The organism is Paraburkholderia lebeckiae, assembly GCF_050436225.1.
GTDB classification, from domain to species: Bacteria; Pseudomonadota; Gammaproteobacteria; order Burkholderiales; family Burkholderiaceae; genus Paraburkholderia; species Paraburkholderia tuberum.
In genome coordinates, this window is sequence record NZ_JBNDLU010000003.1 from 20,815 (window position 1) to 44,165 (window position 23,351).

Here is a 23,351-nt window from a genome sequence, read left to right on the forward strand (position 1 = left end):
CTTCAATCCTGGGAGTTCCACCATGCTCAAGCAGCAATCAGCCATCGTCACCGGGTCGGCCAGCGGCATCGGCCTGGGGATCGCACGTACCGTGGCCGAAGAGGGAGCCGATGTCATGCTCAATGGCATCAGCGACGCGCACGAGATCGAGTTCACGCGCGCCGGGTTGCAACGGCGATACCGCGTGAAGGCGCGTTACTCGGGTGCCCACACGAGCCAACCCGAGCAGATCCGCGCCATGGCAGAGCTTGCCGGCGCCGGGTCCGGCAAGGTCGACATCGTCCTCAACAATGCCGGCATCCAGCACGTCGCACCAATCGAGGCGTTTCCCGAGCCGAACCGGGATGCGATTGTCGCGATCAACATGTCTTCCGCGTTCCACCTCATCGAGGCGGTCATGCCCGAGATGAAGGCGTGGCGCTCCGGCCGCATCATCAACATCGCCTCAGCGCACGGCCTGACCGCCTTGCCGTTCGAGGCCGCCTACGTAACGACCAGGCATGGCTTGATCGGGCCGTCCAGGACGGTGGCCCGACGAGGTCGCCGAGTTCGGCATTACCTGCAACACCATCTGCCCTGGCTATGTGAAGACCCCGCTGATGGAGAAGCAGATCGCCGATCAGGCGAAGGCGCACAACATCTCGCCCGACGACGTGGTGGTGCACGACGTGATGCTCGTGCATCAGGCGCGCAAGGAGTTCGTGAAGGTCGAGGAGTTACCGGCGCTCGCGGCATTCCTGGCATCCGATGCCGCAGCGTCCATGACGGCCAACGCGATCCCCGTGGATGGCGGCTGGACGCAGTACTGAAGCCGCAAGGAGAATAACGTGGCGACAAGAACTGCGACTAGACAAGGCAACGGCCGAGGCCGGCGAACGCATGCGAACACCGCGCTCGACCTCGAGCTTGGTTCCCCCGGCGTGCCGGGCCAGGTGGTGCTGGTGCTGCAGGGCGGCGGTGCGCTCGGTGCCTACCAGGTGGGCGTGTACGAAGCCCTGCACGAAGCCGGCATCGAGCCCGACTGGGTGATCGGCACGTCGATCGGCGCGATCAACGCGGCGCTGATCAGCGGCAACCGCCCCGAGGACCGCCTCGATCGCCTCCACGAGTTCTGGCGCCGGGTCGAGCAGCGCTGGCCGCTAACGAGTCTCTTCGACTGGATGGGCCTGGGCAACCTGCTGCCCAACATGAACACGGTGACGCGCGGCATTCCGGGCTTCTTCACGCCGAATGCCTTCGCCATCGGCGGATCCAGGGCGGAAGTGGGCGTCGAGGCTGCGTCGTACTACAGCACGGCACCCTTGCGTGAAACACTGCGCGAACTCGTCGACTTCGAGCACCTATGCGAGTGCAAGACGCGGCTGACCGTGGGTGCGGTGAACACCTGCAGCGGCCACATGCGCTACTTCGACAATCGCAACGAGCAGCTCAGGGTCGACCACGTGATGGCATCCGGCGCCCTGCCCCCGGCATTTGCCGCCGTGCGCGTCGACGGCGAACCCTACTGGGACGGTGGCCTGTACTCCAACACTCCGATCGAAGCGGTGCTGGACGACAAGCCCAGGCGAGACTCCCTCATCTTCGCCGTCAACGTGTGGCACCAGGCGGCCCCCGAGCCTGCGTCGATCTGGCAGGTCATGAGCCGGCAGAAGGACATCCAGTACGCGAGCCGCGCCGACAGCCACATTGCCCGGCAGAAACAGATCCATCGCCTGCGCCATGTGATCCGCGAGCTGCACAAGCAACTGCCGGCGAGCCGTCAGAACGATGCCAAGGTCAAGGAGCTCGCCTCCTGGGGCTGCGGCACAACGATGCATGTGGCACATCTGCTAGCACCGCGGATCGATGGCGAGGACCACGCCAAGGACATCGACTTCACGAGCGCAGGCATCCAGTTGCGCCGCAGTGCGGGATACACCGATGCGCAGCGCATGATCGAGCGTTCGCCCTGGAAGGCCGTCGCGATCGACCCGATCGAAGGCGTGATCGAGCACACCTGAGGAGGTCGGGATGGTCTGATGCATCGAAGAGCTGCTTCGCAACAACAGGCCTTCGCCGAGCACCAGCTTCAGCTCGATGCGGGCTACTTTGACAAGCTCGCCAAAGGCCAGCATCCAGAGTTCCTGTGGATCGGCTGCTCGGACAGCCTCAGACGAACATGATTAACAACGAGCAGGCGGTTCAGACGGGCTGCAAGATCCGCAACGCCCTGGTGAAGAACCCGCCTTGATGGACAGCGCCCCGCTTTCGCTGTCTGGCCACGCTCGAACAACTTGCGGCGAACGTTCCGAGTGGACCTGCGAGCAAAACGTCGCGAACGAAGCAAACCTTAAGGGATGGTGGTCCAATGAACGTAATGGTAACCAGTATCGCATTCGTGGTCGCCGCCCTGTGCGCGGGCTTGATGGGCTTTGCGATTCAACGCGGGGCGACGTGCACCGTTGCCGCGGTGAACGAAGTCGTCGACAAGCGCCGGTTCAACCGGCTGATCGCAATCGTCGAGGCGTCGGTATGGGTCACGGGTGGTCTGTTGATCGCGCAAATGCTCCATCTGCTCGCGAAGATGCCCGCAGGTTATCCGGTGAATTACCTGACCGTGCTGGGCGGGGCTCTGCTGGGCCTGGGTGCGTCCATCAACGGCGCCTGCGTCTTCGGTGCGATTGCGAGACTTGGCTCCGGCGAATGGGCTTATCTGGCGACACCGCCCGGCTTTTACGCTGGATGCCTGAGTCTCGGCGCCTTGTGGACAGCTTCCGCGCATCACACACCTGACTACGGTTCATTCGTGTTGCGCGCGCCTACCTCGGTTTCGCTGCTGTTCGCGGCGTTCATCATCTGGCGCGTCGCTCGTCCGCTACTGACAGCGCGTCCCGCTGGATCGGGAGCCGGTGCCATCCAGCGGGTACGCCAGGGCATTGCTTCCCACGTTTGGTCACCGCATGCCGCTACCACGGTAATCGGCGTCGCATTCCTGTTCATGCTACTGCTCGTCGGCGCCTGGTCCTACACCGATGTGCTGATTGAGCTTGCCCGCGGCATGGCGAACAGTCTCATCACACGATGCCTGTTGCTGGTCGCTCTGCTGCTCGGTGCAGTGCTCGGCGGCCGCTCCGCCGGCCGGTCTGGCAGCACCGGCGTCGCGTTTGCCCAAGTGAGCAAGTGCTTCCTGGGTGGCGCCCTGATGGGATGGGGCAGCCTTTTGATCCCCGGCGGCAACGATGGGCTGCTATTGGTGGGGATGCCGCTCCTGTACCCCTATGCATGGGTTGCATTCGCCGCAATGTGTGCCTCGATCGGCACGGCATCGCTCGTGCAGAAAGTCGTGAGCGACCGCACAGCGCAGCCACGCTTGGAGCGCAGTTGATTCGCTTGCGTCAACACGCGTTCGCGTTCAACGCCGCCCCGTAACTACAAGGATAACGATTCTGTACAGGGAGGCCGCATGGGCCACCGAATCGGCAAAACACTCGTCATCTTCAGCGCGATTGGCGCGGCGCTATTCGTGCTTCAGCACAACACTCATCTGATGCCGAACGCACACGCAACGTTCAGATCGTCCCGGGAGCGATGCGGAGGCTATGACACCGCGCAGTCATGGGTTAGCTCCCCGAACTGCCACGTGACTTTCCGTTGATCGACGCATAAAGCTCTGGCAACAGATCCGGCGCTGCACCCGGAAGCGAGGTCGCCGCCCGTGCGTGCAGCAAGTCGAAATTTCCGGACAGTCGCGCACCCGGGGCACGCTGATTCCGGGCCGGCTAGCCGGCCGATGTGCGAGCACTGCCGCCAATCATCGGCCCCTGCGTGGTGGGTGGAAATACACACCACCCGTCATCGTGCCGGAAAAAGAATATCGCCATGCCAATTTGACGCGTAGTTTCGACGCAGACGTAGCGCCGTTGATTCGAGCTCATGCGACTGAACCGAATGACGTGGGCCGGCGTGGCCGCAGTCGGTGCAAGCCATTTGTCGACCAGAGCGCGCAAAGATTGCTGAGCGGTGTTCATGATGCTCTCCTCCCCTATCAATTACATGCGGCAGATGCCTAAAGAAACCCGCACGTCTGGACTCTAGTATCGCCGCCGAAATTAACGCGCCGGTCAAGCATGTGTCACGTTTTTGTCTCATCGGAACTAGTGGGCTCAGAAGGCGCCAGTGTGACCGACTCGTGACCTTTCCTTGATAGGGCCGTGAACTTTGGAACCTATATTAATTTCGCGACGGCCCGACAACGCCGTTGCGGACTGGTGATGAAAGTCCCCTAAAGGGCGCATTCCAGCATTAATCGAGATTTTTGGAGATCCTCATGAAGACGAAGTTCACTGCTGCAGTGTTGGTCGCGACATCTGCGTTGTTCGCTGCTCCCGCTTTTGCGAGCGGATACGGTCCTGCACCGTTTTATAACGCCGAGGTGGGCGCGCCGTCGTCGCAACGCGGCCCAAGCGCGCAAACGCTCATGGCGGAACAGCACAACGCTGCGGGCACCCGCAGCGACCACCGTCCTGTCGGCGGCTCCGTCAAATCCGCGGCGTCGCACTCGAGTGGCACGCATGTGAAGGGCGACATCAACGGTCTCTATCGGGGCAGTTGATTGAGCCTTCGAAGCGCCGCGTTTCGGTGTCCCCGGAAATCAACGTCGGTTTAATGTCCAATCGGGCGCCATCACGATTCGTCACGCGATGGTGCTCGATTTGGTTACCGCCAACCCCGCTTTCAAAAACCCTGACGCGACCTCGCCAAACCATGCACGAATGAGATCGTGCCCAAGATTTCCTACTCGAGACGCGCTACGGGGTTGGGACTTCCAAACAGGCCTCCAGCTCGACGACATCGTTGGGGAAATTCCATGCGACGCTGTACCGAAGCCTCGGTATCTTCGTAGTGGCGGCGGCTGGTCTACATTGTCATGGAGTTATTGCATCATTTTGCGCTCGCTCAGCGGGGACGCTGGTATGCAGCCGAAATCGCCGGCCACATTGCCAATTCTGATGCGACCGTAATGGTCGAGACCGCCCCGAACGACTGCGGCAGCCTGCTGTACTCGATGAAGCGAATGCAGAAGAAGCTGATTGGCACGACTCGCCGCCATCCAGGCCTCCATAGAATCGATCGCGACGGCGACGAGCCAAATCGCGGCAGGCAACCAGGATCTATCGCAACGCACCGAAGAGCAGGCAGCTTCATTGCAGGAGATGGCTGGCAGCATGGAGAGGCTACTTCGACGGTCAAACGACTTTTTGCGAAGCGTGCATGACCGTGACGGGCTGAACTTCACCGCATTTCGGCCGTTCGGCATGAACCTTCGATTGGCTGTTCATGGCCGACTGGACTAAACCGCTCGCGCGGTAGGGGCTACGGTCAGACGCCGGTGGTCAGAGAGAGGCCGGCATCGCGGTTCCGTATGTTGGCGAATGAGGCAATCCGCCTCGTTCTCCAGCCGGAGCCGAATCATGACCTCCTCACAGTCAAACGTCAGTCCGCTGCGCCAGCGCATGAGCGACGACATGCGCATGCGCCAGCTTGCCCCCAAGACGCAGGACATCTATCTGCACATCGTGCGTGAGTTCGCCCGGTTTCTCGGGCGCTCACCTGACACGGCCACCGTCGAGGACCTGCGGCGCTACCGGCTCTATCTGGTCGACCACGGCACATCGGCCGTGTCGCTGAACCACGCGATCACCGGCCTGAAGTTCTTCTTCACAGTCACGCTCGACCGGCCCGAGCTGATGGTCAGGATGCAACCCGTGCGCGTGCCCCGCGTATTACCCGTCGTGCTCAGCCCCGATGAAGTGCGGCGGCTCATCGAGGCCGCCGGCAACCTGAAGCACCAGACCGCGCTGTCGGTCGCGTACGGCGCGGGGCTACGCGCCAGCGAAGTGGTAGCGCTGAAGGTCACCGACGTCGACAGCGAACGCATGACACTGCGTATCGAGCAGGGCAAGGGCCGCCGTGACCGCTACGCCATGCTCTCGCCGGTGCTGCTCGAGCGTCTGCGTGTGTGGTGGCGCGTGGCCCGTGCGCAGGGCAGGATGCTCGATGGTGGGTGGCTGTTTCCCGGGCTCGATCCGCTCGATCCGTTAAGCACGCGACAGTTGAACCGTGCCATTCATGCCGCCGCCGAGGCTGCGAACATCGACAAGCGCGTGTCCATGCACACGCTACGGCATAGCTTCGCGACACACCTCCTTGAACAGAAGGTGGACATCCGCGTGATCCAGGTGCTGCTCGGCCATGCGAAGCTGGAGAACACCGCGCTCTATGTCCAGGTGGCCACCGACCTGCTGCACGAGGTCACCAGTCCGCTGGACCGGCTGCCCTCCGAGTAGGCCCGCGCGCCGTAGCGCCTCAATGCTGGAGGTTGCGGACATCTTCCGCAGTCACGGGCCAGCGTGGCGAGCCACGACACACCTGAGCCTGGGGCAGCTGAAGGTCATGTCGGCCATCGAACGGTGCCGCACGGCGGCACTGGGCGGACATGTGCTGCGCTGTTCAGGCTGCGCAAGGACAGAGGTGTCCTTCAACTCGTGCCGGGACCGGCATTGCCCGAAGTGCCAGGCCAGCGCCGCACACCGCTGGCTGGAAGCACGCCAGGCCGATCTGCTACCCGTCGAATACTTCCACGTCGTCTTCACGCTCCCCGCGCCCGTCAGTGCGATCGCCTGGTACAACAAACGGATCATCTACGGCCTGCTGCTCGACATCGCCGCCGACACGCTGCGCACGATCGCCGCAGATCCCCGACACCTCGGAGCCCAGATCGGGGCCTCGCTCGTACTGCACACCTGGGGCTCAGCACTCACGCATCATCCACACGTGCACGGCATCGTCCCCGGCGGCGGACTCTCGCCCGATGGCGAGCGCTGGATTGCGTGCCGGCCCGGCTTCTTCCTGCCGGTGCGCGTGCTCTCACGCCTGTTCCGCCGGCGCTTCCTCGAAGCGCTCGAAGTGGCCCACCGGCATGGCCAGTTGCAGTTCTTCGGCGAGTACACCGGGCTTGCTGATCCCGCCACCTTTGCCCGGTGGCTTGCGCCGCTGCGTACCTGCGAATGGGTGGTCTACGCCAAGCGCCCGTTCGCCGGACCAAAGGCGGTGCTCGAGTACCTCTCACGCTACACGCACCGCGTTGCCATCTCCAACCAGCGCCTCGTCGCCTTCGATGAGCGTGGCGTGACGTTCCGCTGGAAGGATTACCGGGCGAAGGGACGCACCCGCTACAAGACCATGACGCTGGAGGCTGGCGAATTCATGCGCCGCTTCCTGCTCCATGTGCTGCCCGGTGGTTTCCACCGGATCCGTCACTACGGCCTGCTCGCCAACCCGGTACGCCGCGCCAGTCTCGCGAAGGTGCGCGATCTGCTGCACGTCGCACCCGGAATCAGCCCGTCACCGGACGAGGCCATCGTCGCAGCCCGCCCCGTCTTCATCTGCCGGCACTGCGGCGCACCGATGATCGTCGTCGACATCCTCGAGCGCAGCGCCCCGATCCGCGCACCGCCGATGTGCCGTGCTCAGACATGAGCACAACGTTTCCCCGATATCTGAACCGACCGTCGGCTTTGCGGCAACGCGGCCCACGAGCGGACGTTCGCGCCTGGCGCTTCGAAAGGCGCCTCCCGCGTGCGCATCACCATCGCGATTGCACGACAGCGCGGCTTCGCTACGGCGTCAGCGCCCGTCCGGCATCCCGCCTGGCCGCACCGCATCCGACATCGCTGAACATCCCGACCTATCAATCGCCATAGCGGCGAGTTCCGACCACAGCGGAGCACTCCGCGGTTTCCTCCATCGGGCTTATTCGACGCCTGCCGGCACGCGCGGAGGCATTCACATTCCTGCGGGCGATGGCAGGCATCGAATAAGCCTTAACGAACCCAGTCCGACGTAGAACCGGCGGAGTCGCCCGCCATCGATCGGTCTGCGTCGGGCAGTAGTCGACCCTGACCAGCCCTTCAGGCCAGATTGCGGGTGTCCGTTTTAGCGTTGATATCGGCCTGTCGTTGTTCGACTGCAGGACTCAGTTCCTCCGTCTAGCCAGTTTGGTACCTTGAGGAAAGCACTCTAGCCATAGCCAACATTTGCCGCTTGCCGCCCGCGAGCGCCTGCGCGGTTGCGGAGTCCATTTGAGGTCAACCTTCGTTCCAGTGAAGGTCAGATGGGAACGCGTATTAAAGCGTCGCAGAGTACCTGCAAAGCGTGAACCGAAATCGTGGTGTCGTAAGAAAGCGGCACATGAACGAGCGCCTGTGCCGCTGCAGGAACGACAAGTCTGGAAGCGGGGTTTACAAGGAAACAAAAAGACTGCTAAAACGCGATTACTTCTCCACGACGCCCAGTAACGTCTGTCTACCTCCGACATATTTGTACAGCGAAATTACGCCGTGCCGCAGATCACCTTTCGAATCGAACTGCGTTTCACCGAGCACACCGTGGTAGTCGGTGGCCGGCATCGCGGCGAGAATCTTCGCGGAGTCGGTCGATTGCGCGCGCTTCATCGCAGCGACGATAACGCCCACCGCGTCGTATGCGAACGGTGAGTTCAAGACCGGTGCATAGCCAAAACGCTTCTTGTAACGTTCGACAAAAGCTGGTCCTTCGGCCATTTTCAGCAGCGGCGCACCGGCAATCGAGCAGATCACGTTATCGGATGCGTCGCCGGCAAGTTTGGCCAGATCGTCGGCACATAAACCGTCACCGGCCAGTACTTTCACCGTCATGCCGAGTTGCTTCGCCTGCTTCGCGAACGGGCCGCCCGTGCCGTCAAGTCCACCGTACATGATCGCGTCGGGCTTTTCGCCTTTGATTTTGGTGAGAATCGCGCGGAAATCGACCGCCTTGTCGGTGCTCGCGTCATGTGACAACACCGTGATGCCGTCCGCCTTCGCCTGCTTCTCGAATTCGACGGCAAGTCCCTGACCGTAGGCGGTCGAGTCATCGACGATCGCAACCGTTTTCACCTTCAGCGTTTTTGCCGCGTAGTCGGCAAGCGTCGGACCTTGCTGAGCGTCCGTCGCGACGACACGATACGCAGTCTTGAATCCCTGCAGGGTGTACGCCGGATTCGTCGCGGATGGCGACACCTGCACGATACCCGCATCGTTGTAGATCTTTGAAGCGGGAATGGTCGAGCCCGACTGCATGTGCCCGACCACCGCGACAACCTTGTCGTCCGCCAGTTTCTGGGCAACCTGGGTCGCCTGACGCGGATCGCCGGCATCGTCCTGTGCGTCGAACACCAGCGTCACCTTGCGTCCGCCGATCACGAGGCCGCTCTGGTTGATTTCCTCGATCGCGAGGCGCGCGCCGTTTTCGGTGTCCTTGCCCAGGTACGAAGCCGGTCCGGTCACGGGCGCGGCTTCGCCGATCTTCACCATCTCGTCGGCACGGGCGACGCCCATTGCAGCGGCCGCCAACGTTCCCAGAATCCCGACAGTCGCCATGCCGCGACCCAAGGCTATGCTTTTGCTCATGCTTCACCCGAAAAAGTAGTTGTGGTTGGCCGGGACGAGCGGCCAGCGCCGTCTGTCGACCGGACGCACAAGCCGCACGCGTCTCAATGCGGCCGGTATGCCTGCCTTCGCTGGAGCGTGCCGCACCTCGGGGCGCGGCGTCGTTCGTTAGCGGTTACAAATTTATGCAGCCAGAATGCCGCGGCATTGAATCGATCTGCCGGAAAATAGAAGAATTGCGGCAAGCGCCAGCCACACCGATTCGCAACCCGTCACCGTATAATCAGAACGAACCGCCCACGAGTTCGCGCATGCCGACTGCTGCCCCTCCTACTAGCGTTTCCCAGCCCCATGCGCAGGCGGCTCACGAACTGGTCGAGCAGTTGGACGCGTTACCGCGTACGCTCCAGAAACGCGAAAGCCGCTCCGAAGCGGAATTGAGCGTTGGCATCCTCTTATGGCCGCGCTTTCCCATGCTGTCGCTCGCCGGCCTGTGCGATGCGCTGCGCCATGCCGCGGATCGCGGCGACCAGAGCCGGCAGTTGCGCTGCCTGTGGACGATCGTCGGCGTGCAAGGCGAATCGGTCGAGGCGAGCTGCGGTATTCCGGTGCAGGTGCAGTCCGCGTTTCCAGACGTCGCGCAATTCGACTATCTGGTCGTGATAGGCGGCCTGCTGCCGCATCTCGATCACGTCGACCGTCGCTACTGGGATTATCTGAAACAGGCCCTCCACGCGGGCATTCCGCTAGTCGGCATGTGCACCGGCAGCTTCGTGCTGGCGCGTGCGGGCCTGCTCGAAGATCGCGTCGCCTGCGTGCACAGCTTCCATCTCGACGACTACCGGCGCATGTTTCCGGCCTTGCGTGTCATCACGCACGCCGACTATCTGATTGACGGTGACCGTATCACCTGTGCGGGCGGGATTTCCGTGGTCGAACTGGCCGCGCGCCTGATCAGCCTGCATTGCGGGCCGGATCGCGCGTCGAAGGTGATTCATCAGATGACAGTGAGCCGTCAGGGCGGCTCCTCGTTTGTCGAGCGGCGCGCGGCGCTCGGCTACCTTTCCGTCGACGATGCCACGGTGCGTCACGCGGTGCTGCTGATGGAAGAGAACCTCGAAGCACCGCTGAACATTGCCGTCATCGCGAAGATGATCGGCACCAGCGTGCGCAATCTCGAACGCGCGTTCATGGCGGAGATGGACACATCGCCGAACGAGTTCTATCGGCGCATGCGCATGCGCTACGCGCGCTGGATGCTCGTCAACACGGCACGCAAGATTACTGACATTGCGTACGAGTGCGGCTTCGCCGACTCGGCACATTTCATCCGCGTGTTCCGCGAGGCTTATGGCGTGACGCCGGGCAAGCTACGCGCGTCGCGGAGCGCCGCCGCGGCCTGACCCTCGCGGGCCGCGCGCGGCGCATTTCGTCTCGTCCCTCAGGCATCTGTCGCGTTTCTTCTATTTTTCGGCAGATCGGTGCAATTCCTCTGCGTCGATGCCACCGTACAGTGTAGTTTTCGGGCAAACCATGCATCGCATGGCACTCGCCCCAACGCAAATCACCCCAGAGAGCGAGTACGGCAGCATGCGGATATTGATCGTCGGCGCAGGCGTCATCGGCTTGTCGAGCGCGTATTACCTGAGTCGCGCGGGCCACGACGTGACGGTCGCCGACCGGCACGCGGACGTCGCGGGCGAGACCAGTTCCGGCAACGGCGGCCAACTGTCGTACAGCTATGTCGCGCCGCTCGCCGGCCCTGGCGTCGTCTCGAAGCTGCCGCGCTGGCTGACGCAGCGCGATTCGCCGGTGCGTCTGCGGCCCAAGCTGAGCGTCGAGCAATGGCGCTGGTGCTTCGAATTTCTCTCAGCATGCACTCGCGAACGCAGCGAACTGACGACACGCAGTCTGCTGTCGCTCTCGTTCCTGAGTCGAACGCTCATGCACGAGCTGATCGGCACAGAACCCACGCTCGACTTCGACTTCGTTCGCTCGGGCAAGCTCGTGGTGCACCGTGACGCGAACGCCATGCAAAATGCCCTGAGTCTGCTCGAATTCCAGCGCGCGCTCGGTTGTGAACAGCAGGCGCTGAGCGCTGACGCCTGCGTCGAACTAGAACCGGCGCTCTCACACGTCAAGCCGCTTCTCCAGGGCGGCATTCATACACCGAGCGAGGAAACCGCCGATTGTTTGCGCTTCTGCGAAGGCCTCGCGGCCGTGTTGCGCGAACGAGGCGTTCGCTTGCTGATGAATACGCCGATAGACACTTTGAGACTCAACGCGAACGGCAACGTGGAAGCTCTCCAGAACGGCGCACCGCGCGCAACAGATCATATCGTCGTCGCGTCGGGCGCCGGGGCGGCACACCTTCTGAAGGCGCTGCATATCCGTGTGCCGGTCTATCCGCTCAAGGGTTACAGCCTCACGTTCGATCTGCAACCGGAGACGGTCGCGCCGCGCCTCAGCGTCACGGATTTCAGCCGCAAAGTCGTTTATGCGCGACTGGGTGATCGATTACGCGTTGCGGGAATTGCCGACATTGAAGGCTATTCGCTCGAAGCCGATCCCATCCGGCTGGGGACGCTGCATACCGAGACAGCCGCTCTGCTCCCTGATTTGACCGGGTCCGTCACTGCCCGCGAATGGACCGGCCTACGCCCGGCTACCCCACGCGGCACGCCGATTGTCGGACCGACACGTTACCGCAACCTGTGGCTCAACGTCGGCCACGGCGCGCTCGGATTCACGCTCGCGACGGGTTCCGCCGCGCTGCTCGCTGACTGGCTGGCAAGCAGCACCGGCCACGAACTGCGCCGCACGTTCGCCCTTTCCAATTAATGCCGCGATGCGATGCGTTTCGCGAGCGCGTTCCCCCTACCTGATCAAACCCGCATGACAGCAAAGCCCAACATCCTGGTAATCGGCACCGGCGGCACCATTGCCGGCCGGGCCAAAGCCGCCGTCAACACGTCTGCCTACCTGTGCTCGGTGCTTGGCATCGACGAGGTTCTCGATACCATCCCTCATGCCTTGGCGCTGGCCAATCTGCGCTCGGAGCAGTTGCTGCAAACGGGCTCCGAGAACTTCAATAACGAGCATCTGCTCGCAATCGGCAAGCGCGTTGCCAATGTGCTTGCCCGGCAGGATGTGGACGGTGTGGTGATCACCCACGGCACCGACACGATCGAGGAAACCGCGTATTTTCTGCATCTGACGCTCAAAAGCGTAAAACCGGTCGTCGTAGTCGGATCGATGCGCCCACCGTCGGCGATGAGTTCCGATGCGGCGCTTAATCTTTACGATGCAATCGCGGTCGCGGCGCACCCGTCGTCGAGCGGCATCGGCACGCTGGTCGTCGCCAATAGCGAAATACACACTGCGCGCGATGTCGTGAAGAGCAACAGCTTCAAGCTCGAAGCGTTTCGTTCGCCCTATGGTGCGCTTGGATATGTGATCGAAGGCGTGCCGCATTACTATCGCCGCCCATCGCGCGCGCATACGCTCGACACGCCGTGGTCGCTCGACGGGCTTGCCGGCCTGCCCAAAGTCGACATCGTCTACGGATACGGCGCACTCGAGTCCGATGCGCTCGCGTCAATCGCCGCGAATGCGCGCGGGCTGATCTTTGTAGGCACCGGCAACGGCAACGTCGCCAGCCATCTGCTCACGACACTTCGGGAAGCAGCGCGGCGCGGCGTGCACGTGGTTCGGGCATCGCGCACCGGCAACGGCATCGTGCTGCGCAACGGCGCGCAACCCGACGACGAGTATGGCTGGCTGACCGTCGACGACCAGGTTCCGCAGAAAGCCCGACTGCTTCTCACATTGGCACTCACGCAAGGCTGCGACACGAATACGTTGCAGGCCGCGTTCGAGCGCTATTGAAACCGCCGTTCCTGACGACCAACTCTCATCTGACCCGACACAACATCATGCATTTCATTACCGACGACCATGTGCGCCGTCTGATCACCATGCGCGACGCAATTGCCGAACTGCGCCTTGCGCTGATCGAACACGGCGCGGGCCGCGCATCGGTTCAGCCGCGCGTCAGAACGAAGGGCGAGCATGTATCGATTAGTGCGATGGGTGCAATCCTGCCGAGCGCGGGTGTGTGCGGCGCGAAGATCTATTCGACGCATCGCGGCCGGTTCGATTTCGTCGTTCCGCTCTTCTCGAGCGAAGACGGACAATTGATGTCGATCCTCCACGGCGATGCACTGACCGAATTCCGCACCGCCGCAGTCACGCGTATCGCCAGCGATGCGCTCGCACGGCCCGATGCACGCGTGCTCGCGGTGTTCGGCACCGGCCGGCAGGCCAGAGCCCATATCCGGGCGCTCGCCGACAATTCCAGCATCGAGCGCGTGCTGATCGCCGGAATCGACCATGTCGCGCAGACGGTTGCGGAAATGCAGGCGTATTTCCCCGACAAACTGATCGAAGGCAGCCACGCGCACGCAGCCGCTCAGGCCGCCGATGTGATCGTCACCGCGACGCGAAGCGCGACGCCCCTCTTTGACGGCACGTGTGTGAAGGCGGGCGCATTCGTCGCGGCGATCGGTTCGAGCAAACCCGATGCGCGCGAACTCGACGACGCGCTGTTGACGCGCGCGAGCACGCTTGTCGTCGAATCGCTGGAGCAGGCGCGTACCGAAGCGGGCGATCTGCTGATGGCCGCGTCGGGTGTTGTCGACTGGGACCGCGTCGTCGAACTCGGCGTGGTACTCACGAATCCCCAGATTGCGGATCGCGCACGAGGCGACGTGACAATTTTTAAGTCGCTCGGCTTCGGTCTTTCGGACATTGCGCTAGCCGGCCTGATCACACGCCGTATGACCCGCGAAGAGTAGTAGCACGCCTTCCAGATCATGTATTAAATCGCCGAGACTGTGAGTGAATGACTGGCCGCGATAGCCTCAGCTTTGCTGACGTTAGACCCGCTAATAGGTCGCACCTGCGGTCCCGTGCTCCAGTTGCTATGCTAGTCACCATGGACCGGCACGGGAGCAAGCCTGGCCAACGCGGATCTTCTCGATAGCGACCCAAAGACCGCGCACAACGTAGCTGTGCAAGCGAACCCGTGCGACGAGCTCGTTATCCGCACGCAGCCAACCGCGGTCGATCGTCCGTGCCGGCGCCAAGCGTCTTGCGCTTGCCGCGACGTTCCTCGGCTCGAGCAACGATTCTGCGCGGCCCGCTGACGGATCGCCGTGTACACGTTTGCTGCCAATCGCGCCGCAACCATGTGCGGGGACTGAGCCGTGGACAAGGTGCGGAACCCTTCTTGAAAATCCCGTGAAGCAATGAGGGGGTGGCCGAGCATCCTGACGAATGCTCTGCGCATTCTTTCGGTATCGCCAAATCCGGTCTCTCTGGCGATCACTGCAAGTGAGAGTTCTCCGGTATCGACGAGGCTGCGAGCGGCATCGACCTGCAGGATGAGCAAGATCGACCAGGTTTTGTACGCCAGCAAGACGCGTACGTCGTCGGGCGGCCGCGACGGCGAAAGATAGCCGCCCACGCCTGTGCCGAGCTCCAGCTCGGCGTCGACCGTCAGGTCGGCCGGCAGCGCAACCTTCAACATCGACATCGTCTGAACGCCGTCTCCATTACGAAATGCGGTGCCTGGAGCGCGCGGGGTGTGCGCTACTCGAATGCAACGAGGGCTTGCGGCGAAGGTGGCAGCGGCGTCACCGTTACGTTGGAAAAACCGGCTTCGCGGCCCATTTGCTCGAGTTCGCGCGCGGTGTACGCGTCGCCTTGCGGCGTGGACGCAAGCATCATGAAGGAAAACGCGGCTGCGAACGGTGGCGACACGCGATCCTCGTCAGGAACAAATTCCACCGCGAGCGCTCGCCCTGCAGGACTGAGGCTCCTGCGGACTTTCGAGAGTAATTCCACGCAGGTTGGCGGATCGAAGTGGTGCAGGAAGTTCGTGACCAGCGCCAGATCGAAATCCGTACCCCAATCGACTTCGAACGCACTGCCGGCGACCGTGCGGTAACGCGAACTGACACCGGCCGCTGCGGCGTTCTGCGTCGCGACCTCGAGAACCGGTTGCCAGTCGGTCGCCACGATTTCCGCGCCGGGGATCGCTTCGGCGATCGCGATTCCGAACAGCCCATGCCCGGCTGCAATGTCCAGCACGCGCTTCGGTGCCTGAGGCCGCGCACTCACGTGTTGCGCGATGCTCTGTGCGGTTTGTGTCACGAAGGGTGCCATCGCACGCGCAAACTTCACCCAGACGGGATGCTCGGGCGCGATGTTGCCCAGCCCCACGGCTCCTCCGTTGCGAACGAACGCGGCGGGGTCGTCCAGCCACAGTGCCGTCATTTCAGGAGCCGCCAGGAAATCCACGATGCTCCCCATCCAGGCCGGCGAGGAAGTCGTCAGGAATGCGGTGGTCGACGGCGTCAACCGGTACTGTCCCGTTTCCTTCTGCAGAAACCCGTGCACGGTCAGAAAGTCGCAGAGCATGCGCACACCGCGCTCGGCGGCCTTTACCCGCTCGGCTATACGCTTAACGTCGCCGTGCTCGTCCGCTATCGCGGTGAACAGATCGAGCTCGACGGCGGCTTTCACTGCGGCAGTCTTCTGATAGGCGATCGCGGCATCGACGAAGGCCTGCGGAGAGATGTCGTCCATGGTCGGTAGCCTATCGTGAGATACCCTGCAAACAGGTGTTTGAATCGAATCTTTCTTGGCGGGTTTTCAATGCGTTTGTGCAGCATGGGGCTTCTGATAAGCCTAGTCGAATAATGGCTGCGTGTCGAACCTCTGATTGGAGCGGGGGCGAGCGGCCACCCCGCAGGCCTGCTCGCATTCAGCGGAATCCCGAATTCGCGGCGCTGGCGCACTCCGTTAGTCTCGGCCGGAACCCGAATTTCTGGGTTCGGCCATAAGTCGACGTCTGACAGCCGCCGCAATCCGACATCCAAATGACCAGTCCCACCCTAGTACCGGCCAGCCAAGTATCCAGGTGAATCGATGCATCAGTACCGGAACAAGCGCTATCAAAATGCGACCAGGAGAGGCGCCCTTTTGAGGGATTGCACCGTTGACATCGGGCCAGCGCGGGATCAATAGACTGGGCGTTCGCCCGGGGGGCGCCACGAGTGGGTCAGTTAAACTCCCCCTGATGCCAAAGGGACGCTGAAGCAATGAATTTAGTGCGCGCAACGAATAGCCAGAGAGCCGCCTATGAAGCTTGATCCCGTTTCTCTCAGCTTTTTCATCGCTGTGGTCGAAGAAGGAAGCATCGCAGCCGCTGCGGAACGAGAGCACATCGCCGCGCCGGCCGTGAGTAAGCGCATCAGCGCGCTCGAAGAAACACTGCGAACCACCTTGTTGACGCGCCATCATAAAGGCGTCGAGCCAACTGCTGCTGGGTATGTTTTGCTGAATCTTGCACGTCGCGCCGTCAACTACCTCGACGACATTCACAGCGAGATGCTGGATTTCGCCTCCGGTACGCGGGGGCAGGTGCGAGTATTTTCAAATATCTCGGCGATAACCCAGTTCCTGCCCGATGACCTCGCGACCTTTCTTACCGACCATCCGGCAGTCGAGATCCGGCTCGAGGAACGCAACAGCCTTGTCACGCTGCGTTCAGTCGCTGAGAACGCCGCAGACGTCGGAATCTTCACTGTCGAGCCTCACGCAGAGAGCGTCGAGACTCTGCCCTATGAGGAAGACGAGTTGGCCGTGGTGGTGCGGCGCGACCATCCGCTGGCAGGCAGAAGACATACTCGGTTCGAGGAGACTCTGTCGTGGGATTTCGTAGGGCTTCGTACTGGGAGTGCGATCAACACTCAGCTCACCCAGATCGCCAATCGGCTCCAAAAGGAGTTCAGGCTCCGGATACAGGTCACCGGCTACGATGCTCTTTGCTTGATGGTTTCGTCAGGCCTTGGCATTGCGGTTGCCCCTCGCAACCTCACCAAACTTTTCGTCAAACGCTTAGGAATCACCGAAGTCCCCCTCGAGGAGCCTTGGGCACATCGTCGCCTCGGCATCGCGATTCGTAACCGCGAAGCCCTCTCGCCAGCGGCCGAGAGCCTTGTAGTGCACCTTCAGGCCCGCGCAGCCGCGCGCCGTGAGGGGTGAGGCAGCCATAACGGTTTGTTACGGCTGGCTAGCGAAAGACTAATTCACGGATCAGCCCGCGTTCTCCATTATTTGACCCAACGGCACCGCAACGGCGCCGGTTAAATCTGGAGACACGAAGATGAGCAAGGCGCAGTATGAAATCGCCCTCCTGCCGGGCGACGGTATCGGTCCTGAAGTGGTTGACGCTGCGGTTGGCGTCCTGAAGGCGGCGGCTGCGAACGAAGGCGTCGAGCTGAAATACACGACCTACGAAGCAGGCGCAAACTTCTACCAGCGCACTGGCGAATCGATGGCCGAAGCTGACGCCGTTGCCGTCGGCGAGGCAGACGCTGTTCTCCTGGGTGCGATGGGTTTGCCGACTGTTCGCAAGGATGACGGTACCGAAATTGCGCCTCAAATCGATCTGCGCGAACGCTATGGCCTGTTCGCGAGCTTGCGTCCCTGCGAGCTGTTCCCCGGCGTGCCGACGCGTGTAAAGGCCGAGAAAGTGAACATGCTCGTCATCCGTGAGACGACGGAAGGTCTGTTCGCTGGTCGTCACGACAAGCAGGAACCCAGCAATGAAGCTGTCAGCGATCGCCTGACGATCACTCGCGCCACCAGCGAAAAACTCTTTGAAGTGGCGTTCGAGCAAGCCAGGCAGCGTCGCGAGACACATGGCACGCCCGGTCACGTCACGCTGCTGGACAAGTCGAACGTGCTGCGCAGCAACGCCTTTCTGCGCAAGGTGTTCGATGAAGTCGCGGAACGTCACCCCGACATCGGCACTGCCCGGATTTACATCGACGCCGGCTCGATGATGTTTGTCACCAACCCGGAACGCTATGACGTGGTGGTGACTGAGAACGTTTTCGGCGATATCACCTCGGAAATCGCAGCCGGTGTGGTGGGCGGTCTCGGCGTCGCACCCTCGGGCGACGTAAGCCTGAAGCACGGCATCTTCCAGCCGAGCCACGGCAGCGCGCCGGACATCGCCGGCAAGGGCGTAGCCAACCCGGTTGCAACGATCTTGTCCGCTGCGATGATGCTCGAATGGATCGCCCAACAGAATGACGATCCGCGTTGCGAAAAGGTTGCTGCGGCGATTCGCCTGGCTACTGCCAAGGTGTTGCACGACGGTCCGCGCACCCCGGACATCGGCGGCAACGGCAACACGGAAAGCGTCACGAAGGCGATCGTCTCCGTGCTTAGCCACTAAGGAGCACGAAAATGGCGAAGGTAGCGATTGTAGGCAGCGGAGCAATGGGCTCCGTATATGCTGGTCTGATGGTGAGCGCCGGCCACGAAGTACATGCGATCTGTCTGTGGCCCGATCACGTGGCCGCGATGCAGGAGAAAGGACTGCGTGTTGAAGGTGCCAGCGGCGACCGCACGGTGCCGATTCACGCCAGCACAACGACCGATGGTATTGGCGAGTGCGATCTCGTCATCATCGCGACGAAGGCGTTCGACGTTGAAGCTGCCGCTCGTGCCTCGGAACAACTCCTCGGTCCGAAGACAGTTGTTCAAACCATTCAGAATGGTTTGGGTTCTGCCGAAAAGGCGGCGACGATCCTCGGAGAGAACCGGATCGCGGTAGGCGTTGTAGGAGGCTTCGGAGCATCGATTCGCGCACCCGGTCATGCACACCACAACGGCATGGAAATGATCCGCTTCGGAGCTTATCGTGGTCTGTCGCGTGATGACCTCGAAGCGTCCGCTGAAGTCTGGCGCTCGTCGGGCTTCAAGGTTGCGATCTTCGAAGACCTTGATCAGATGGTTTGGGAAAAGCTGATCATGAACGTCGCTTTCTCGGGCACCACGAGCGCAACGGGAATGACCATCGGCGAAGTGATGGCGAACCCCAATGCCTGGAGTGTAGCAAAGGGCGCGGCGGAAGAAGCGATTGCGGTGGCGAAGGCCGCTGGCATCCGCCTTGATGTGGGCGATCCGATCGAGCACATTCGCAAGCTTGGCAGCAAGATTCCCAATGCTCGCCCCTCGATGCTGCTCGACTATAACCTCGGCCGTCGCGGAGAAGTCGAAGCGATCAACGGATCAATTTCCCGCGAAGGCAGGAAGTACGGCGTGCCGACTCCTGTCAATGACACGGTGGTCGCGATCATCAAGGCGCGCGAAGCCAACTTCACCGGGTAATGAAATCCACCCACCCGGCAACGGGCGGGTGTCGTTCTTCGTCCGACGGTGACAGGTGCATCGCACCGATACTAAAAGCGAAATGGAGACAATCATGAGCCGCCAAGGCAAATAGCGAATCAGTCGCGTGCAGGAACAGCGCCTCGGAAATGAGAATGCAAAAAAATTCCGGCCCTGCGCAGTTGAACTGAGCCGTTCCTATTGAGCCGGATTTACCCGGACATACGGTTTTGGACGCAGCGTTAAAACGACGCCGCGACACCTACCCTTTACCAGAGACATAAGGGGCAGCATATGCAAATCAATAAGGCATTGGAAGGCGGCGTAGCAATACGCGATGCCGAGACAGCGCTAATGTTGAAGGTCAAACTTCGCGTTATTCCGCTCATCATCATCTGCTATCTGTTCGCATGGTTTGATCGAATCAACATCAGCTTTGCGAAATTTCATCTGCAGAAGGAGCTTGCGCTGAGCGATACTGCCTACGGCCTGGGTGCTGCCCTGTTCGTAGTGGGGTACGTTGCCTGCGAAGTTCCGAGCAATCTGTTTCTCTTTCGCGTCGGACCGCGCAAATGGATCGCGCGCATCATGATCTCGTGGGGCATCGCCACGGCGTGCATGGTCTTCGTTCGGAGCGAGATGCAGTTCTACATTGCTCGCTTTATCATCGGCGCGATGGAAGCGGGTTTTGCACCAGGCGTACTCTATTACCTTTCGACCTGGTTTCCTGCGAAGCATCGCGGCCGCGTCAGTGGACTGCTTTTTCTGGCCCTGGCGTTCTCCGGCGTCGTCGGTGCGCCTTTGTCGGGCTTCATCCTCTCGCACTTCGACGGCTTCATGGGCATGGCCGCATGGCATTGGATCTTTCTGATCGGTGGCTTGCCCTGTGTGCTGCTGGGGTTCGTGGTGCTCTTTCGCTTTGACGATCGTGTCGAAGATGCCAAATGGCTCAATGACGACGAGAAGATTCTTTTGCGGTCGAAACTCGATGCCGATGCAAAGAAGGCCGAAAGCCACTCGTTTCTCGGTGCGTTGAAGTCGAGGGCCTTCCTAATTCTGGCGCTGGCGTACTTCCTCGTTCAGATCGCGTCCTACGGAATGAACTTCTGGATGCCACAGCTCATCCGCTCGTCGGGAATTAAAGACCCCTCTACCATCGGTCTACTCACAGCCCTCCCCTACTTGTTTGGTGGCATCGGGATGCTCACGATGGGCAAGCTGGGCGATCGTTCTGGGAATCGTCGAATGGTTTTCGCAGGTTGCATGCTGCTCGCCGCCGTAGGCTTTCTTGGCGCGGGCATCTTCGCGAAGAACCCGGTTGCGCTGGTCGTCGCCCTGATTGTTCTCGGTACGGGCATGCTGACCACGATTCCGGCGTTCTGGACACTCCCGCCTAAGGTTGTAACAGGTGTGGGTGCTGCGGGCGGTATCGCACTGATCAACTCGATCGGGCAAGTGGGCGGCATCGTCAGCCCTGTGATGGTCGGCCGTATCAGCGATTTGACCGGAAGCACAACTCCTGCGCTCTACACGATCGTCGCTTTGTGCGTGCTTTGCGCAGCGATCGCTATCTGGGCCTTCCCGGCCCAACTTCGAGCCAAGGACGTCTAAGCCAACTCGGAACGACAGCCTCGCCGTTAGGGCGGGGCTTCCTTTTCCCCGAGCTATTCGTCCACTGTGTAACAGAGCACGCCCACGTTGAAGGAATGGAACAGATGCGTTTCGATCCCGCCGCCGCCGCGGCCCACTTGGAATGGTCGTGGCAGACCGGGCTGAGGCTTGGAGACTTGCCGCCCGGATCAAGACCTAGTTCGCTGAATAGCGGCTACGCGGCACAGGCGCTTTTTGTCGAGCGTATCGGCGAACCAGTAATTGGATGGAAAATCGCGGGTGCCTCGTCGCGCGGACTGCGCGGCGAGTTAATCAACGCTCCTGCCACCGGGTGCTTGGTCCAATCGCGAGTCCTACCTTCGGGCAGCATCCTCAATTTTCGCGTCGATAGTCGTGCGACGCTTGAAACCGAGGTTGCTTTTCGCTTTGGTCGCACGGTTTCTCCTGCAAAAGAAGCGTTCGATACGTCGATGCTCGATCGTGCTTTTGCTGCCATCGAGGTCGTGTGTAGCCGATACATCGACAGAAAAGCAGTCGCACAGCGCATGCGATGAACCGACTGCAGCGACTGCTGTTCAGCGCTCTTGATCGCAACGAAGTGAATTCCTGAGCGCGTCACTGCTGCGCAAATCGCCGCCGCGTCATTCGCGTCGTTCTTGCCACCGACCAGAAACGGCTTCACATATTGTGTCGGCAGCAGGCGGACCGTGTGTCCCAACGCGGTTAGCTCACGGGCCCAGAAATGGGAGCCGTGACAGGCCTCGATACCAACCAGACTGCATTCCAGTTTTGCGAAGAACTTCAACACCTCAGCTCGGCGAAGTTTCCGCTGCACAACGGTCTTGCCATGGCGATCGACGCCATGAATTTGAAACACGTTCTTTGCGATATCCAGACCAATGGTAAGTGCAGGCATTGACGTTCTCCCGGGAATTGGTGAGGTAAGTGTCGCCCCGAAGGGGGCGGGAGTCCATGCCATCAGCCTGGTTGCAGCCTGAATCGCTGCGGGCCACTATGAAATCCGCTGACTCGCACCTCATTCCTCCAACGAGCTTAAGGCCTGGACGTTGTGAGTCAGGCGCTGCCGCCGCGACTGGCTTGCATTCTACTGAATGCTGCCATGTGCAGGCGCAGCAGGGTGTGCGGTGCATCCGGCTTCTGAACTGTCGTCCGGTCGGACTGTACATCGACAACGACAGGCAACATGGTGTGCGCCTGCGCCTCTTCGACCAGCAGACCCTGAGCGTACAGTTTGCGCCCCACCCACCTGATTGGCGTTTATGTTGTTCTCGCGCGCGACTCGGCGACTGCGGCCCCGGGTTCAAACGTCTGCTCGACGACCGATCGTCTCCACTCCAATGGATGCCGTCGGTTCTGGCGCCTGACGGGCAGCTCGACTGTCTGAGACACCGTGTCCATTCTCCGTTGTTTGTGGACACGGTGGGTCATTCGTGTCCGTCGCAGCCGATGATTGCATCTTCCAGGCACGGCGGGGGAACGGTACAGATCGGATGCTTACCGTACAACGGCCATCCGCGCCTGCACAACCGCGGGCATGTCAGAGGCGTTTTCCGCCCTTCGGTGCCTGGTCCGCGACGGCTCAACTCGGCGGTTTCGGGCATTAAGGCAAATTGTCAGGGCTCTCTTGTTATGGCCCGGGTCACTCGGTCCAGCGTTGTTGCTGTTGCCCGATGACGCGGGCGGCGCTCCTGTCGTTGCATCGTCCTCGCGACACAACGGTGCTATTCGCGCCTGGCCCTCTAACTGAACATTTCTGGCCGCAAGTCACTCACCTCAATGATCACATCGGCCGGCAGGTTCGCCCGACGTGCCGCAGCGCGGATGGCCTCGGCGTTGGGCGCCTCATATAGGCAATAAGTCTTCTTCTTGTCCGCGCTGAGAAACGAAAAAAGCCACTCGACGCCCTCCTCGTCGTTGATCCGTTTCACGGCACCCGCGCTTTCGCCGGTGACCTCCAGCTGTTCCGCAAAGTTTCGTTCAATCATAAAACGTGGCATGGGGTCCTCCTTGAGTAGTGGCTGC

20 protein-coding genes and 2 pseudogenes are annotated in these 23,351 nt (G+C 61.5%); 17 read left to right on the forward strand and 5 right to left on the reverse strand.

Going from position 1 to position 23,351, the window contains the following annotated elements; all coding sequences use genetic code 11:
- Window positions 1-22 precede the first annotated feature (22 nt).
- The 4 genes from OKW45_RS34855 to OKW45_RS34870 all read left to right on the forward strand — a co-directional run bounded on the left by OKW45_RS34855 (window position 23) and on the right by OKW45_RS34870 (window position 3,364).
- Entirely contained in the window at window positions 23-826 is an 804-nt protein-coding gene (locus OKW45_RS34855; RefSeq protein WP_429473427.1) for an SDR family NAD(P)-dependent oxidoreductase, read from the forward strand.
- Window position 827: 1 nt separating this feature from the next.
- Entirely contained in the window at window positions 828-2,000 is a 1,173-nt protein-coding gene (locus OKW45_RS34860) for a patatin-like phospholipase family protein (protein WP_429473428.1), read from the forward strand.
- An 18-nt stretch (window positions 2,001-2,018) separates the two neighbouring features.
- Window positions 2,019-2,162, forward strand: a complete 144-nt coding sequence (locus OKW45_RS34865; protein WP_429473429.1) for a hypothetical protein — start codon at window positions 2,019-2,021, stop codon at window positions 2,160-2,162.
- A 215-nt stretch (window positions 2,163-2,377) separates the two neighbouring features.
- Window positions 2,378-3,364, forward strand: a complete 987-nt coding sequence (locus tag OKW45_RS34870; protein ID WP_429473430.1) for a YeeE/YedE thiosulfate transporter family protein — start codon at window positions 2,378-2,380, stop codon at window positions 3,362-3,364.
- A gap of 394 nt (window positions 3,365-3,758) precedes the next feature.
- Here the strand turns inward: OKW45_RS34870 and OKW45_RS34875 are convergent, their stop codons facing one another.
- A complete protein-coding gene (locus OKW45_RS34875; protein WP_429473431.1) occupies window positions 3,759-4,007 on the reverse strand; it encodes a hypothetical protein in 249 nt (82 codons plus the stop codon).
- Between the two features lie 299 nt (window positions 4,008-4,306).
- Between OKW45_RS34875 and OKW45_RS34880 the strand changes: the two genes are divergently transcribed.
- The 4 genes from OKW45_RS34880 to OKW45_RS34895 all read left to right on the forward strand — a co-directional run bounded on the left by OKW45_RS34880 (window position 4,307) and on the right by OKW45_RS34895 (window position 7,518).
- On the forward strand, window positions 4,307-4,591 hold the full coding sequence (locus OKW45_RS34880) for a hypothetical protein (protein ID WP_429473432.1): 285 nt from the start codon (window positions 4,307-4,309) through the stop codon (window positions 4,589-4,591).
- Between the two features lie 478 nt (window positions 4,592-5,069).
- Complete coding sequence (locus OKW45_RS34885) at window positions 5,070-5,333, forward strand: hypothetical protein (RefSeq protein ID WP_429473433.1); 264 nt, start codon at window positions 5,070-5,072, stop codon at window positions 5,331-5,333.
- Between the two features lie 117 nt (window positions 5,334-5,450).
- Complete coding sequence (locus OKW45_RS34890) at window positions 5,451-6,326, forward strand: site-specific integrase (protein WP_429473434.1); 876 nt, start codon at window positions 5,451-5,453, stop codon at window positions 6,324-6,326.
- Window positions 6,327-6,348: 22 nt separating this feature from the next.
- Entirely contained in the window at window positions 6,349-7,518 is a 1,170-nt protein-coding gene (locus tag OKW45_RS34895; protein WP_429473435.1) for an IS91 family transposase, read from the forward strand.
- A gap of 794 nt (window positions 7,519-8,312) precedes the next feature.
- On the opposite strand, the gene OKW45_RS34900 is transcribed toward OKW45_RS34895, so the two are convergent.
- Window positions 8,313-9,437 (reverse strand): branched-chain amino acid ABC transporter substrate-binding protein, encoded by a 1,125-nt coding sequence (locus tag OKW45_RS34900; protein ID WP_429474011.1) that lies wholly within the window; start codon window positions 9,435-9,437, stop codon window positions 8,313-8,315.
- A gap of 320 nt (window positions 9,438-9,757) precedes the next feature.
- Between OKW45_RS34900 and OKW45_RS34905 the strand changes: the two genes are divergently transcribed.
- The 5 genes and pseudogenes from OKW45_RS34905 to OKW45_RS34925 all read left to right on the forward strand — a co-directional run.
- The gene (locus OKW45_RS34905) at window positions 9,758-10,849 is read left to right on the forward strand and encodes a GlxA family transcriptional regulator (protein ID WP_026225747.1); all 1,092 of its coding nucleotides are present in this window, start codon (window positions 9,758-9,760) and stop codon (window positions 10,847-10,849) included.
- Between the two features lie 187 nt (window positions 10,850-11,036).
- Window positions 11,037-12,287, forward strand: a complete 1,251-nt coding sequence (locus tag OKW45_RS34910; protein ID WP_429474012.1) for a D-amino acid dehydrogenase — start codon at window positions 11,037-11,039, stop codon at window positions 12,285-12,287.
- Between the two features lie 54 nt (window positions 12,288-12,341).
- Window positions 12,342-13,334 carry an asparaginase gene (locus tag OKW45_RS34915; protein WP_429401108.1) on the forward strand — a complete coding sequence of 331 codons (993 nt, stop codon included), beginning with the start codon at window positions 12,342-12,344 and terminating at the stop codon, window positions 13,332-13,334.
- Between the two features lie 47 nt (window positions 13,335-13,381).
- Window positions 13,382-14,302 (forward strand): ornithine cyclodeaminase family protein, encoded by a 921-nt coding sequence (locus OKW45_RS34920; protein ID WP_429473436.1) that lies wholly within the window; start codon window positions 13,382-13,384, stop codon window positions 14,300-14,302.
- A 162-nt stretch (window positions 14,303-14,464) separates the two neighbouring features.
- Window positions 14,465-14,630, forward strand: a pseudogene (locus tag OKW45_RS34925) (MFS transporter); the annotation flags it as partial.
- A gap of 468 nt (window positions 14,631-15,098) precedes the next feature.
- Here the strand turns inward: OKW45_RS34925 and OKW45_RS34930 are convergent.
- Complete coding sequence (locus tag OKW45_RS34930; RefSeq protein WP_429473437.1) at window positions 15,099-16,097, reverse strand: class I SAM-dependent methyltransferase; 999 nt, start codon at window positions 16,095-16,097, stop codon at window positions 15,099-15,101.
- A gap of 555 nt (window positions 16,098-16,652) precedes the next feature.
- On the opposite strand from OKW45_RS34930, the gene OKW45_RS34935 reads away from it, so the two are divergent.
- The 4 genes from OKW45_RS34935 (at window position 16,653) to OKW45_RS34950 (ending at window position 21,308) form a co-directional block, all read left to right on the forward strand.
- A complete protein-coding gene (locus tag OKW45_RS34935) occupies window positions 16,653-17,558 on the forward strand; it encodes a LysR family transcriptional regulator (protein ID WP_018422299.1) in 906 nt (301 codons plus the stop codon).
- 121 nt (window positions 17,559-17,679) lie between these two features.
- Window positions 17,680-18,759, forward strand: coding sequence for an isocitrate/isopropylmalate dehydrogenase family protein (locus OKW45_RS34940; protein ID WP_429473438.1), 1,080 nt, complete (start codon window positions 17,680-17,682; stop codon window positions 18,757-18,759).
- A gap of 11 nt (window positions 18,760-18,770) precedes the next feature.
- Window positions 18,771-19,697 carry a ketopantoate reductase family protein gene (locus tag OKW45_RS34945; protein WP_429473439.1) on the forward strand — a complete coding sequence of 309 codons (927 nt, stop codon included), beginning with the start codon at window positions 18,771-18,773 and terminating at the stop codon, window positions 19,695-19,697.
- Between the two features lie 294 nt (window positions 19,698-19,991).
- Window positions 19,992-21,308 carry an MFS transporter gene (locus OKW45_RS34950; protein WP_429473440.1) on the forward strand — a complete coding sequence of 439 codons (1,317 nt, stop codon included), beginning with the start codon at window positions 19,992-19,994 and terminating at the stop codon, window positions 21,306-21,308.
- A gap of 541 nt (window positions 21,309-21,849) precedes the next feature.
- Here the strand turns inward: OKW45_RS34950 and OKW45_RS34955 are convergent.
- Both OKW45_RS34955 and OKW45_RS34960 read right to left on the reverse strand, forming a co-directional pair.
- Window positions 21,850-22,224 (reverse strand): annotated as a pseudogene (locus tag OKW45_RS34955) (IS110 family transposase); the annotation flags it as partial.
- A gap of 844 nt (window positions 22,225-23,068) precedes the next feature.
- On the reverse strand, window positions 23,069-23,326 hold the full coding sequence (locus tag OKW45_RS34960) for a DUF4242 domain-containing protein (protein WP_026226125.1): 258 nt from the start codon (window positions 23,324-23,326) through the stop codon (window positions 23,069-23,071).
- Between the last annotated feature and the right edge of the window lie 25 nt (window positions 23,327-23,351).